Raw genomic sequence first — 12,740 nt, 5'->3', positions numbered from 1 at the left:
ACTTGCCACCTTTGCAGGCAGTCGGGCCGCTATCGTTTTGCTCTTACCGCGAACTGCCACGCAAGCAAACCAGGAATGAAAATCATCAGATCTCGAATGCGTCGTGCTCCCGCTAGCGCAAGACTCGTCGCGGGATCGATTCCGAACCAGCCGCCGATAATCACAAACGCAGTTTCCTGCACGCCCAGTGCGCCCGGCACCACGAATGCGGCACTGCTCACCGCCTGGATCAGGATTTCGATGGTCAGCGCGACCGAAAAATCCGTTGTGAATCGGAGAAAATACAGGGCAATCCACAACTCCAACGCCGTGGCGACACATTGCAGCGGTTGCCACAGGAACAGATACCGGAGCACTACCGCGCGCCTGCGCCAGATCACCTTGATCGCCTGGTCGGTCATCACGGACGGCCCGACGAGTGCGCTCAGCTTGCCGCTCGTGATCCGTCCGAGTGTCCTGGAAGCCAGTTCGAACGGATTGGCATGCTGAACGAGCGCGAACAGTATTGGGATTGGCACGAGCAACGCCGTACCCCACGAAAGAATTCCAACCACATGCCCTAACGCCGACTCTCCGCGGACGGCAAGAAAGCCGACGGCTGCCATCGTGAAGATGAATTGGCTGATGATGGTCAACTGCAGGTCGACCACCAGGCTCGCGGCCGCAGTCGATGCCCTCAGGCCCCATTGCCTCAGGAGCTGGAACGAGACGAGTTCGCCGCCGACCCGCGCAACGGGAAGCAGGCAGTTGACCGACTCCCGTATCCACACGAGCTTCCACATCGAAATGAGGTCCGGCCGGTTTGCTCCCCGTATCAAGGTCTGCCAGTCACGCGCATTGGCCAGCATCGGCAAAACGTGCGCGCCGCCCGCCAGCAGCAATCCAGCTCCCGCTTCGCGCAGCAGATCGAATACTTGCGTGGGATGACTTCGCCATACAGTAAAAAGCGCGATGGCGAGGCCCGCAAGTGCCGTGTACCTGCTGATATGTTTGATCATTGAAACGCAAGTTGTTTGTCAGACGCTCAGTTTTACCACTCAGTCAGCCGACGAACGGCTCTGCTCCACCTTAAGCAAACCTTGGCCGTCGACCGTGAAACTGAATCCTCGCCAGACGACGCGCGAGGACAAAAAGCTCTGGCACAGTATGGCGAATGCCATCAGATCCCAAAGCGGCAAAAGCCAAAGACCTCGAACCGGGCGCCTAAGGATCATGTCGATTCGCAATTGCAGAAACGCTCTCACGCCAAGCGAAGCAATGAGCAGCGCGATGAACGACATTCGCGGCCCTCCGCATAGCACGGCGAGTGTCGCCCATGCGACAGGGTAACTCAGGGCGGACCCGGCGTGACCGAGCGGGTCGATGCGACGTATCGTCCGGCTCCAGCGCAATTCATGCTCGATGAGCTTTGCAGCTGTCGACTCCTGGCAGGCGTGCCCTACCACGAACCCGGGCACGACCACCTTCTGGCCGTTCTCTCGCACTGCCGCCCCGATGGCGTGATCCTCAGCCAGCAGCGAGGAAAACGGTCGCAGCCCTCCGATCGAATCGAGCGTTTGCCGCCGCATCGCAATCGTCTGGCCAAAGCATGGTTGGGCAAGACCCGATCGCAGCCCCATCATGACGCCGGGCAAAAATTGGTAATCCACTGCGCGTGCAGACAGCCTCGACCAGAGGCCAGGTTCCTGCACGCCGACATACGCACATGTCACAAGACCGACGCCCTCGACCTGCAACTCGCCGACGACGCGCGAAAGATAGTCCGGTCCCACTGTGACATCGCTATCTGCGAATACAAACAGATCATGCGTAGCGGCGGGCAGCATGTTGATGAGATTGCTGACCTTCCGGTTCGACCCGTGCATGTCGCCGTTGGCGACGGTCGTGATATGCGCGTGCGGATAAAGCCTCTGCAACTGCTTCACAACCTCAAGCGCGGGATCGTGCGCGTCATGCACACCGAACAGATACTGCACGGGCCCGGGATAATCCTGCTCACAAAAACTGCGCAAATTGCGCAGGAGCGCCGCTTCCATGCCGCTAAGCGGCTTCAACACCGTCACGGATGGGTATTGTTTACATAGGGGTTCACATTTGGGCGAGCGACGGGAGAAAAACGGCCCCGCTATCGCAGCGGCAACGATCGTGTAGACAATTCCGAATATCGCAAACAGCCCCAGCAGATATGCGAGCGCGTGCAACGCGCCGTCCGCTAGCATCAGTGGCACTGCCAGATCGAATGTGGTCGAGGCCATGTCGGTGTCTACTGAAGTGACTCAAACCTGATGGCCATCCAGGCCGCGACCTCCATCGTTCGTTCCGCAGAAGCGAAGATGCAGTAGTGCAAGCGCGCGGAACCTGCTCGCGTACCGCGGATGCACAGCGCCGTCCACGCACGCGAAGGTGCGACGCTGCCTTAGCGCACGACGGTAAGCGGCAAGTGCCAACAGCCGCGTCGACGCCAATGCAATGACGATCAGCAAGACAACCGCGAACCTGAAATCTGACGTCTCAAACGTCGATTCGCTGAGCTCGAACAGATTCATCCCTACAAGCACAATCGCATCAATGACCACTGCCGCGATGGATACCGTCACGAGATGCGCTCGAATTGATACGACCGTTGCCCTGTTCATCGGTGTCCTTGCTCGGTGGTCGACGATCTTCCCCGCTGGATGAAGCCTCAGGCCGTCTCGACATCGCATTTAGCTGACTTCAAGAATCGTAACGGGACCAATCTGAAGAAGACGTTAAGGGCGCATTACCCAGTATTACCAACACTTTCAAAAGCTGTCAGCGACTGAGCCTTTCCTGAAAGGAAATGGAAATGCCCTGCGAACAGGTGCATCCGACCGCACTTTCTTAATGTCTGGTTAAGGTCGCCTCAAGTAGCATCGCCAAATAACGGTCTGTTGCGAAACGGATGGTCTTATTCCGGCGTTCGTCTTCATCTGTTAGAGGAGCGGTCCCGGCAATGAAAATCAATTGCGGAACCCATGGAGAAGCCGGCGACACGGCCCTAAACAGGTCTTGCTCGCCGCGCCGGAAATTCCTGCGTATCGCTGCGGGTACGCTTGCAGCGTCAGCGCTCGCTGCGCTGATGCCGCAGATGATGCGTAAGGCACTCGCGACGCGAGCGCACAACATGACGGGAACGATCGATGATGTCGGCCATATCGTGATCTTCACGCAGGAAAACCGCTCGTTCGACCATTACTTCGGCACGCTACGAGGTGTGCGTGGATTCAATGACCGGATGGCGATCGCCCTGCCCAACGGCGACCCTATATGGAAGCAGCCTACGGATACCGGCTATATTCTGCCGTTCCACGCGGACATGACTGTCACACGTGCGACATGTGCGCGTGCGCCATCGATGAACTATCCCGTCGACATTGCAATGTGGAATCACGGCCTATGCGACGAATGGAACAAGGTGCGCTTTGCGGGACTCGGCATGAGCTATTTTTCCCGCAGCGATCTGCCGTTCTATTACGCGCTGGCCGATGCCTTTACCGTTTGCGACCAATACTATGCATCGACGCTGACCCAGACAAACCCAAACCGCTTGCATCTGTTCAGCGGCAGTAGCGGTTTATCGGCGGGCTATCTGCCCGCGCTCGACAACGTCGCGCCCACGGCAGGCTTCACCTGGCCAACCGTCGCGGAAACGCTCCAGACTGCCGGCGTCAGTTGGCGCGTGTACCAGCAGGCGGATAACTTCGACGACAACGCGCTTGCACTGTTTCGCAACTTCCGGTCCGCGTCGGCATCGAGCGCGCTCTACCGCAACGGCATGGCCAGCGTCGACGATGTCGCACGGGCGTTCGCCGCAGATGTCACAGCAGGCACGCTGCCGCAGGTGTCGTGGATCGTTGCGCCAGCCGCGTTGTCGGAGCATGCGAGCTATCATCCGCAAGCCGGAGAGGACCTGACCGCGCGTCTGCTCGGAGCGCTTTTTGCGAACCCTGAAGTCTGGTCCAAGACCGTGTTCCTGCTGAACTACGATGAACAGGGCGGCTTCTTCGACCACGAGCCCCCACCCACTCCGCCCGCTTCCGACGCGGAAGGCCGAACGACAATCGCAACGACGGGCGAAATCTTCGATGGGCTGCCCCTCGGGCTCGGCTTTCGCGTGCCCATGACGGTGATTTCGCCGTGGTCCAAAGGCGGCTATGTGTGCTCGGAGATCTTCGATCACACGTCGATCATCCGGTTCATCGAACGACGTTTCGGCGTTCACTGCCCGAATATCAGCCCGTGGCGCCGCGCGATTTGTGGCGACCTCACATCGGCATTCGACTTCACGGCACGGAACACAGCCTGGCCAGCGCTGCCCAACACAAGCACATATGTTTCGGATGCCAACCTGCAATGCAGTACGCTTCCGGAGCCCGCGGTGCCGGCGGTGCAATCGCTCCCGAAGCAGGAACACGGTATTCGTGCGTCGCGGGCACTGCCCTATGAAATTCACGTCAACGCGTATGTCGATGCAGCCAGCGGAACCTTGTGGCTCGAAATGATCAACGCGGGGCCAACAGGTGTCGCACTGTCTATCTACGATCTTGCGGCCCGCATCAGTCCGCCACGTCGATATGCGCTGGGATCGCGCATGAAATTGTCTGACCGCTGGAGCCATGTCCGACTCGCCGAGACCCGATACCACCTCTCGGTACGCGGACCAAACGGCTTTCTACGGGTCTTCGCGGGCGATGCCGCCTCCGGACCCGATGTGACAGATGCGAACCCCGAGATTCGAGTCGCGAACGACAGCAACCACAACGCCTTGTCCCTGACGCTGATGAACCGCGGGAGGGGGGCCTGCGAATTTACGGTCTCGTCGAACGCGTATCATGCGGATGGTCCACGGAAATTTTCCGTACGTGCGGGCCATGCGATCGATACGCTTTGGTCCGTGTCGGAAAGTGGCAACTGGTATGACATCAGCGTGACAGTCGACGTGCAACCTGCATTTCTACGCCGTTTCGCAGGGCGTATGGAAAACGGCCATGACCTCATCAGTGACCCCGCGGCTGCCTGAATGCGGGCGGGCGCCACGATCGGGAAGACGGATCGCGAAGCACAAATGCTGATAAGAAGCGGATAGATTTCCAGTCAAAGCACGCTATGGGGCTATTCGCCTCGGTACTCGACGACGCGCTAGATTTAATCCGGGCGATTCAGATCAGGACAATGCGGTGGCATCGAAAAACGAACTCAGGCGATTCAGGGCAAATCTGGCCGACGAGCAGCACAGTGCCGCCATCTACGAGACCCTCGCGCGGGTCGAACCCGACGACGATCGAAGGCAGATCTTCGTCGAACTCGCCGCATCCGAGCGTGCGCATGCCAAGGTGTGGGCCGACAAACTGAGAGCCAACGGGTTGCAGCCTTCCCGCCGGCAGAGCGTCAAGACGTTCGTGATGAAAGGCCTGGTTCATCTGCTGGGTCCAACGTTTGTGTTGCCCACGCTAGCGGCAGCCGAGTTCGCCGATAGAAACAAATATGCGGGCAATCCGGAAACGGCAGCGATGTCCGCCGACGAGCGGAGGCACGCCAGCGTGGTGCAGGCTCTTGCGAATGCGCAGAAACCGGAACCGGCAAAGGGCGCGGAGATCGCCAGGGCCGAATCGTGGCACCGAGGGGTGTCGTCGGGAAACGATCTTCGAGCGGCCGTATTGGGCGCCAACGACGGACTGGTCTCGAATTTCTGCCTGATCATGGGAGTTGCCGGTGCAGGCACGGGCAACCGGACAATCCTGCTGACAGCATTTGCCGGTCTCGTTGCGGGTGCATGCTCGATGGCGCTTGGCGAATGGCTATCGGTGACGAACGCCCGCGAACTCGCGCGAACGCAGATTGCGAAAGAAGCCGATGAACTGGAGCACACGCCGGACGCCGAAGAGCATGAACTCCGGCTTATCTATCGCGCGAAGGGACTCGACAGTGCCGAGGCACGACGGGTTGCTTCGCAGATGATGCGGGATAAGAGCAAGGCACTCGACACCCTCACGCGCGAAGAACTGGGCCTGGACCCGGCAGAACTCGGAGGCAACCCCTGGACAGCCGCGGCCGTCTCTTTCTGCCTGTTTGCGGCGGGCGCCATCGTCCCCGCCATGCCGTTTTTGTGGACCTCAGGCAATGTGGCCATCATTCAGTGCATCGCACTGAGCGTCGTTGCCCTTGCAGCGATCGGCGTCTTCACTTCACTGTTCAACGGACGTAGCGTAGCCTTCTCGGCGATGCGACAGGTGCTCATTGGACTTGCCGCAGCCGCATTCACATTCGGAGCCGGACGCCTGCTGGGCGTCTCGGTCACGTGAACCATTTACTATCTGATACACAACACAGCACGGATTGGAGCGAAGGATGAGCAAGGCGATCGAGCAAGCGTACGGTATTCCCGCAAGATTTTTCCACTGGATCACGGCCTTTCTGCTGATTGTCCAGTACGCGATAGGCATTTTGATGCCCGACGTCCATCGGGATACCAAACCCGAAGGACTGATCGCATGGCATCTCACGGTGGGCGTACTCATAGTGCTCGTCGTGCTGCTGCGGCTGGTTTGGCGCGCGGCTCACGGAACGCCGGCAGAACTCGAGACCATCCCCCGCCACCTGCGCATGCTTGCCAGCGTGACGCACTGGGTCCTTTACGCGTTACTGGTTGCCGTTCCCCTGCTTGGCTGGGCGAACGCGTCCTCAAGAGGTTGGCGCGTTGCGCTTGCGGGCATCGTCCCGCTTCCTCCCCTCTCGCAGCAAGGATCGTCCATCGGACACGAGGCGGGTGACATCCACCAGCTGCTTTCGTGGGTGCTTCTCGCGCTGATTGGTTTGCATGTCTGCGCCGCAGTGTTTCATCATGTCGTGCTTGGCGACAATACGTTGCGACGGATGTTGCCCCGCCGTAGCCAGGACGACATCTGATTCACGGTTTTCGGAATCGCTCGCGTAGCCGCGCATCGCCTGTTGTCAACGCGCACGAATCGGCGCGCCCGGCTATGCTCGCCGCACGCGACTTTTGAACATCCCGAGAAATCGGTCCCGAACGTTAGAGCGCACGGAGCACAACACCCCCGCCGTCCCACGCAGGGACGGCGTGCTTTCCATCGTTGGACGGACTCAGACGAATCGGCTTATGACCCGCCAAAGAACACGGGCTTCATCCCGCTCGCAGGGGCCGGACGACCCATCTGCGACGAGCCGCTGGTCGAAGGGCCGTAGCCGCTGCTCTGGCCAGCGGCACCGGCATTGGCCTGCATACTGCCAGGAAAATCGACGGTATTCGCATTGGCCGGGTTGTAGCCGGCTTGCTGAAGCTGAGCGATCTCTGCTTCCACTTGCGCGCGCGTCGGCGACATGTCCGACTGCGCCAACGATGCGATTGGCACAGCGATGACGGCGACGGCGCAAACTGCCTGAACTAACGTCTTCATGATGCCCACCTCCTGACTGCTCCAGCGGACTCGCGCTTGGCTTTTCGCGGTCCACCGCTCAGAGATTAGGCGATAAAGCGGTTCAAGGCCGGTTTATTTTCGTGCCACACAGATCGTATCCTTACTGGCTTGCGCCGTGCGGCAAATCTGCATGTCCGCCGGCGCGCCCCGTTTCGGGCGCGGAAGCGCCTGCGTTCGGAGCGGCAGCAGCAGCGGGAGCCGAAGCATCGGCGGCTGGAGGCGAGACGGCGGGGGCAGCCGGAGCTTCGCTCGCAGCCGTGCCCGGCGCTGCCATTGTGCCCGACGCAGCCGGCGCCGCCGATTCATCGCTGCTCTTACTGCAGGCGGCAAGCGCCATGAACGCCAACAGAGATGCTGCGAGGAGAGATTTCTTCACGATCGCGTCCCTTTGTGGTTAAACGGCAAGTCCCGTTGCTTTCGCTTGCTGCCTTGCTGCCTGTTGCTTATCGCTGCTCTTGTTTATACGCGGCAAACGTCGCCTGCGCATTGTCACGGTCCGTCGATTTCAACCTCCGCCTCGCATTCGACGGGCACATTCAACGGCAGCACCATGCCGACTGCCGAGCGGGCATGTGTCCCAATGTCCGGACCGAAGAATTCAAGGATGAGATCCGAAAAGCCATTCGCAATACGCGGCGTCTGATCGAAAGTCGGCGCGACATTGATCATGGCGAAAACGCGCAACCAGGCTGTAATGCGGTCCAGGTCACCAAGCGCCCTCTGCAGGCTCGCCAACTGGGCAAGCGCCACGAGCCGTGCAGCTGCATAGCCTTCGTCCGGCGACACATCGGCGCCCACTTTGCCAATGGGTTGCGCAATGGTCCCGTCAGGATTGAGCGGTACATGTCCCGAGACATACGCACGCCTGGCTCTTACGCGCACCCATGCGAACGGCAGTGACATGCGCTGGTCGGCGGGCATCTGGAGCGGCTGCGGCAACACCAATCCCATTTCCGCCAACTTCGCTTCGATTCTTGCCATGGCCGTCTCCTGAAGTCACACACAGCACGTTAGGCGCTGACGATCCGCTCTTCAAGCTCTGGCCTCAGGCGGTCAGCGAACTGTGCAGCTCGCTGGAATTGGTGCAGCTCGCCAGACCGCGTCCTGCGGAGCGCGGGCCGGCGGCCTCACGCATGTTCAATGGTGAGTGAAGATCGTCTGCGAATTACTCGACGCAAGCGTGCTCGGCGCAAGCGGTCCGCCAGCCTGAAAAGCACCCGTCATCACGCCGCCGACCGACGCCGCCTCGGGCGCTTGCTGTTGCGCCGCGATCTTCGCCTCGGCTGCCTGAATATCGGCGGGATAGTATGTGTCCTTCGCTGCCGGGCTATAACCGGCTTGTTCGACCCGGATCAGATCGGCCTTCACCTCGGCGCGGGTCACTGGCGTATCGGCGGCTTGTGCAAACGCGAATGCAGGTGCGCTCAGCGCGCAGGCAATCAGTACGGCCTTGATCGTTGCTTTCATGATGGTTCCACCTTCGAGAGCGTAGCGGCCGCATTCACCATGAACGAGGCCTTGTGCCTTTCCATCGGCGTCGATGAAAAGGTGCCTTCATTCTCGGCGGCAGCGCCTGTCCCGATGCTGACCCGCGCATTACAAGATCGTTATCTTTTCTGGCCGCGAAAGCCGATACGCCATGTCAGTCACGGCCGACCCCGTAGAACGCGGAAAATTGCGCCCGCCCGGCGACTCAACGCTTCTGGATCTGCTCCCACGCACGCGATTGAGCCGAGCGAAATACGGCATCGACCACCCGCATATTGGCGCGCGTATCTTCTAACGAAATAGCCTGCGGGCGCCCACTCAATATGGCGTCCGCGAACGTCGTGGCTGCGATGCCGTATTGATCGCACGCAGGAAGCTCCACGTGGCGGTCGTTCACGGTTCCGTCGCTCATGCGATCACTGACTAGCAAACGCGTCGGTCGATCGTTTGGCGCATTGAATGGAATCTCGACTTCGATCCGCCCCTTTGTGCCGTGAAACTGCATCCGCTGATACGGATGGGTCTGAGTCGAATAGAAGAAACTCGCCTGCACCCCGTCGAAGTCCATCAGTACCGAACCGAGCCGGTCCACTTTGAAAACCGGATCTTGCTCGATCAGCGACACTACTCGCCGAGGCTCACGCCCAACAATGAAGCGCGAGGTGGTGATGGGATAACAACCGATATCGAGCAGGCCGCCACCGCCTAGCTCGCTCTTGTTTCGGATATTGTCGGCGGCCGTGTTGTGATAAGTGAAGGCGCCCGTCACCGATCGCAATTCGCCAACCACGCCTTCCTCGATCAAGGCCCGCACTTTCAACCACTGCGGATGCGTGCGAACCATGAAGGCTTCCTGTATGTATCGACCGTGCTTGTCGCGCGCAGCGATGAGTCGTTCGACCTGTTGAGCGTCGAGCCCAATCGGCTTTTCACACAACACGTGCTTGCCCGCTTCGACGGACTTGACGGTCCATTCCACGTGGATGTGATTGGGCAATGGAATGTACACCGCGTCAATTTCCGGGTCCGCCAGCAGCGCTTCATAGCTGCCGTATGCGACCTCCAAACCATACCTGGCGGCTGCTTCCCTTGCCTTCTCCTCGGTGCGCGATGCTATGCCCTTCACTCGACACTTCGGGGCCGCGTTCATGGGCCTGACCACTTTGTCGTTGATCTTTGCGGTACCCAAAATACCCCAGACAATCTCCTTCTTTTCCATGACGTTTCCTTTTTGGTTGAGTATCCCAAGAGAGCCGGGCCTGGAGCATTTTACGGCCACGCGTCCGGAGAAGCCGTTTCGACCTCGATTGCCGTATCCACTTACCGGCAACTGCGCGGACAACTGCATGCGACGCGTCTGTGCGTGCACCAATAAGCGCTTCAGCAGAAAGAGCTATTTGTTTGACCTACGTTAACCTACTGTAAAAAGCGCGGGCTAACCTGTCGGAAGAATTTGCGCAGTAGACACCCATCCGCCAAGGCAATTTTTGACGTGCAACCCGATTGCAGCTACGCATGGGTCATTTAGTTCATCAATGTATTTAACAAACCCAGGAGGAGACTATGCGGAAGACGATTTATCCTGCTGCGGTTGCCGCCGCAGCGATGCTCGCAGGATGCGCCAGCAACAACGCGCCCATGCAATCGGAGTACTCCGGCTTTCTGGGGGACTACTCCAATCTGCAGCAAACCACCGACCCCAACAACGGCGAAACGATCTTGAGGTTCGTGAGCCCCAAGCTCAATCCGTCGAACTACAACGCAGTTATCGTTGAGCCCCTCACGATGTATCCCAAAGCGGAGCCGACGGAACAACTGAGTCAGGCGACCATCGATCAGATACGCGGATACGGCACCACCTGCCTGAAACAGGCGATCGCCTCCAGGGTACGCGTCGTGGAGAAACCTGGGCCGGGCGTGGTCAAGGTGGAAGTCGCTATCACGGGAGTCGCCAACACAGCGGTTGGGCTCAAACCCTACCAGGTGGTGCCGATGGCCTTCGTCGCGACGATGGCGGTCAATAGCGTGGCGGGTGCGCCGCAGCAGGCGAAGCTGCTGGTCGAGGCGCGTAGCGAGGACAGTGTCTCAGGCGAGGTCTTGTCGAAAGTTGTACGCACGCGCACGGGTGAGCGCCTGGGGCGGGCCACATCGAACATGCCCGTTATTACGTTCGAGTCGGTCAAGCCGATCATGGACGACTGGTGCGACTCTGTTTCCAAATCTGTTGCGCAATATGTGAAAGCTAAATAACGGGCGCAACACGGGGATGGCCATCAGCCGGTGGCAGGCCGATGCGACGCAACAGAGGACTAAACGATGCAGCATCTGAGCGTCGCTCTGATCATTTTTGCCTGCATTTTTTGCAGCGCTCTGCTCGGCCTGTACCTGCGGACCCTGCTGCCGGAGCACCATCTTGACGACGACTCGATTGGCGTCGTCAAGCTGGCGACGGGCCTGATCGCCACGATGGCCGCGCTGGTGCTTGGCTTGCTCATTTCGTCGGCGAAGAGTTCATTCGATACCGTGAACGCCAGCGTGACACACGAAGCCGCCAACGTGATCTTGCTCGATCGTATCCTCGCGCAATACGGGCCGCCGACACAGGAGATCCGGGGCACGCTCAAGCGGTTCGTCGCCGGTGTCATTCAGCAGGTGGCGTCCGGCGATCCTGCGCAGCTAAAGGCATTGCACGGCCCCGAGGCGCGCGAGCGCGCGGAGAATCTCGAGCGAGAACTCGAAACCCTGTCGCCGCAAACCGACATGCAGCGACGCTTGCAAGCGCGTGCGATAGAGGTGGCGGACAACGCGCTGGCCGTTCGCGAACTCGGCCTTTTGGAGGCGGCGGGATCGACGCCCGTCGCGCTTTTGATTGCCCTTGTGTTGTGGCTATGTATTATCTTCGGCGCATTCGGCCTGTTCACACCGGTGAATGCGACCGTCATCGTCGCGTTGTTTCTGGGCGCGCTGTGCACCTCCGTCGCGATCTTTCTTATTCTGGAAATGAATACGCCGCTCGACGGGATAGTGACTGTCTCTCTGTCACCGATGCGCGAGGCGCTTGCGGTTCTTGGGCACTAGCATCCGCGTTCTTGATGCCCGTATCCGGTTTCTTCCTGATTGCCGCCATGATTGCATCTGCCATATCGACGGTGACGGCCGCGAGAGCGCGGCTTTGTGCGTCAACCAGCGCGCCATAACCATCCCCGTCGACTCGTTGAAGCACGATGGATTTTCCATTGAGCACGTGCGTGGAATCTGGCGTGAGAATGGACCAGACGATCGCAATCACCGCGCCCTTGCCTGGCGCAGCTTCGAAAGTTCGCACGTTGATGGCGAGCCGGAGCGTCGGTCTGTCAGTCGTCTGCGATGTATCGGAGACACGCGCGTCGCGAAAGAGCCGCGCCAGATCGGCTGCCAGAACGTTCCCGATCTGGGTCTTCAAAGGTTCGCTCCATCGGGCAGCTTCAACGATTCGAAGCTGTGATGGATTGATACGGACCACGAGCTGAGGCCGGTCGACTTCCTCGGGAACGGTGACATAGTCGACGACTATCGCCAGCGGGACGCCCGCGTCGAGTTCGTTCAGATGTGATCGCTCGGAGTTCAGGCTGTAAACGCCTGCGGAACGCGTGTCCACACATGCGCCGGTTAACAACGACAGCGATATTGCGGCAAGAAACCAGCAGACGCGCTTCACTTTTCGACTCCATCCGCACCCGACCTCCGAAAGCCACGGCGAACCCGAATCGCTGTCTGGTACGCGTGGCGCCGGTCGTGTGTCAAATGGGTAGCATT

At 59.7% G+C, this 12,740-nt stretch carries 13 protein-coding genes; 5 read left to right on the top strand and 8 right to left on the bottom strand.

Translation table 11 applies throughout. The annotated features are described in order from the left end of the window. Positions 1 to 29: 29 nt before the first annotated feature. Genes H3V53_RS17965 through H3V53_RS17955 form a run of 3 tightly spaced genes read right to left on the bottom strand, consistent with a single transcriptional unit; the run spans position 30 to position 2,597 of the window. Positions 30 to 998 carry a lysylphosphatidylglycerol synthase domain-containing protein gene (locus H3V53_RS17965; protein WP_336599105.1) on the bottom strand — a complete coding sequence of 323 codons (969 nt, stop codon included), beginning with the start codon at positions 996 to 998 and terminating at the stop codon, positions 30 to 32. A gap of 39 nt (positions 999 to 1,037) precedes the next feature. Next, the gene (hpnI, locus tag H3V53_RS17960; protein ID WP_336599131.1) at positions 1,038 to 2,219 is read right to left on the bottom strand and encodes a bacteriohopanetetrol glucosamine biosynthesis glycosyltransferase HpnI; all 1,182 of its coding nucleotides are present in this window, start codon (positions 2,217 to 2,219) and stop codon (positions 1,038 to 1,040) included. Positions 2,220 to 2,276: 57 nt separating this feature from the next. After that, the gene (locus H3V53_RS17955; RefSeq protein WP_336599104.1) at positions 2,277 to 2,597 is read right to left on the bottom strand and encodes a hypothetical protein; all 321 of its coding nucleotides are present in this window, start codon (positions 2,595 to 2,597) and stop codon (positions 2,277 to 2,279) included. Between the two features lie 377 nt (positions 2,598 to 2,974). Between H3V53_RS17955 and H3V53_RS17950 the strand changes: the two genes are divergently transcribed. The 3 genes from H3V53_RS17950 to H3V53_RS17940 all read left to right on the top strand — a co-directional run bounded on the left by H3V53_RS17950 (position 2,975) and on the right by H3V53_RS17940 (position 6,927). Continuing rightward, positions 2,975 to 5,041 (top strand): phosphocholine-specific phospholipase C, encoded by a 2,067-nt coding sequence (locus tag H3V53_RS17950; RefSeq protein ID WP_419539516.1) that lies wholly within the window; start codon positions 2,975 to 2,977, stop codon positions 5,039 to 5,041. 157 nt (positions 5,042 to 5,198) lie between these two features. Further along, entirely contained in the window at positions 5,199 to 6,323 is a 1,125-nt protein-coding gene (locus tag H3V53_RS17945; RefSeq protein ID WP_336599102.1) for a VIT1/CCC1 transporter family protein, read from the top strand. A 46-nt stretch (positions 6,324 to 6,369) separates the two neighbouring features. After that, entirely contained in the window at positions 6,370 to 6,927 is a 558-nt protein-coding gene (locus H3V53_RS17940) for a cytochrome b (RefSeq protein ID WP_336599101.1), read from the top strand. A 209-nt stretch (positions 6,928 to 7,136) separates the two neighbouring features. On the opposite strand, the gene H3V53_RS17935 is transcribed toward H3V53_RS17940, so the two are convergent. The 4 genes from H3V53_RS17935 to H3V53_RS17920 all read right to left on the bottom strand — a co-directional run bounded on the left by H3V53_RS17935 (position 7,137) and on the right by H3V53_RS17920 (position 10,164). Then, positions 7,137 to 7,436 carry a DUF4148 domain-containing protein gene (locus H3V53_RS17935; protein ID WP_336599100.1) on the bottom strand — a complete coding sequence of 100 codons (300 nt, stop codon included), beginning with the start codon at positions 7,434 to 7,436 and terminating at the stop codon, positions 7,137 to 7,139. A gap of 510 nt (positions 7,437 to 7,946) precedes the next feature. After that, positions 7,947 to 8,438 carry a RidA family protein gene (locus H3V53_RS17930; protein WP_336599099.1) on the bottom strand — a complete coding sequence of 164 codons (492 nt, stop codon included), beginning with the start codon at positions 8,436 to 8,438 and terminating at the stop codon, positions 7,947 to 7,949. 156 nt (positions 8,439 to 8,594) lie between these two features. After that, on the bottom strand, positions 8,595 to 8,924 hold the full coding sequence (locus tag H3V53_RS17925; protein WP_336599098.1) for a DUF4148 domain-containing protein: 330 nt from the start codon (positions 8,922 to 8,924) through the stop codon (positions 8,595 to 8,597). A 226-nt stretch (positions 8,925 to 9,150) separates the two neighbouring features. Beyond that, entirely contained in the window at positions 9,151 to 10,164 is a 1,014-nt protein-coding gene (locus H3V53_RS17920; RefSeq protein WP_336599097.1) for a Gfo/Idh/MocA family protein, read from the bottom strand. Positions 10,165 to 10,508: 344 nt separating this feature from the next. Between H3V53_RS17920 and H3V53_RS17915 the strand changes: the two genes are divergently transcribed. Together H3V53_RS17915 and H3V53_RS17910 are read left to right on the top strand one after the other, a co-directional pair. Then, positions 10,509 to 11,195 carry a DUF3313 domain-containing protein gene (locus tag H3V53_RS17915; protein ID WP_336599096.1) on the top strand — a complete coding sequence of 229 codons (687 nt, stop codon included), beginning with the start codon at positions 10,509 to 10,511 and terminating at the stop codon, positions 11,193 to 11,195. A gap of 66 nt (positions 11,196 to 11,261) precedes the next feature. After that, complete coding sequence (locus tag H3V53_RS17910; protein ID WP_336599095.1) at positions 11,262 to 12,023, top strand: bestrophin-like domain; 762 nt, start codon at positions 11,262 to 11,264, stop codon at positions 12,021 to 12,023. On the opposite strand, the gene H3V53_RS17905 is transcribed toward H3V53_RS17910, so the two are convergent. After that, positions 11,935 to 12,642 (bottom strand): PqiC family protein, encoded by a 708-nt coding sequence (locus H3V53_RS17905; protein ID WP_336599094.1) that lies wholly within the window; start codon positions 12,640 to 12,642, stop codon positions 11,935 to 11,937. The genes H3V53_RS17910 and H3V53_RS17905 overlap by 89 nt on opposite strands. Positions 12,643 to 12,740: the final 98 nt, after the last annotated feature.

The organism is Paraburkholderia bengalensis, assembly GCF_037126505.1.
Classification (GTDB): Bacteria; Pseudomonadota; Gammaproteobacteria; order Burkholderiales; family Burkholderiaceae; genus Paraburkholderia; species Paraburkholderia bengalensis.
This window is presented reverse-complemented; position numbering and strand designations above follow the sequence as displayed.

What these genes read in the sequence shown, in the direction of transcription:
- H3V53_RS17965 (WP_336599105.1), bottom strand. Translation starts at nt 998, where the DNA reads ATGATCAAACATATCAGCAGGTACACGGCACTTGCGGGCCTCGCCATC.
- H3V53_RS17915 (WP_336599096.1), top strand. Translation starts at nt 10,509, where the DNA reads ATGCGGAAGACGATTTATCCTGCTGCGGTTGCCGCCGCAGCGATGCTC.
- hpnI (WP_336599131.1), bottom strand. Translation starts at nt 2,219, where the DNA reads ATGCTAGCGGACGGCGCGTTGCACGCGCTCGCATATCTGCTGGGGCTG.
- H3V53_RS17930 (WP_336599099.1), bottom strand. Translation starts at nt 8,438, where the DNA reads ATGGCAAGAATCGAAGCGAAGTTGGCGGAAATGGGATTGGTGTTGCCG.
- H3V53_RS17920 (WP_336599097.1), bottom strand. Translation starts at nt 10,164, where the DNA reads ATGGAAAAGAAGGAGATTGTCTGGGGTATTTTGGGTACCGCAAAGATC.
- H3V53_RS17935 (WP_336599100.1), bottom strand. Translation starts at nt 7,436, where the DNA reads ATGAAGACGTTAGTTCAGGCAGTTTGCGCCGTCGCCGTCATCGCTGTG.
- H3V53_RS17940 (WP_336599101.1), top strand. Translation starts at nt 6,370, where the DNA reads ATGAGCAAGGCGATCGAGCAAGCGTACGGTATTCCCGCAAGATTTTTC.
- H3V53_RS17950 (WP_419539516.1), top strand. Translation starts at nt 2,975, where the DNA reads ATGAAAATCAATTGCGGAACCCATGGAGAAGCCGGCGACACGGCCCTA.
- H3V53_RS17925 (WP_336599098.1), bottom strand. Translation starts at nt 8,924, where the DNA reads ATGAAAGCAACGATCAAGGCCGTACTGATTGCCTGCGCGCTGAGCGCA.
- H3V53_RS17910 (WP_336599095.1), top strand. Translation starts at nt 11,262, where the DNA reads ATGCAGCATCTGAGCGTCGCTCTGATCATTTTTGCCTGCATTTTTTGC.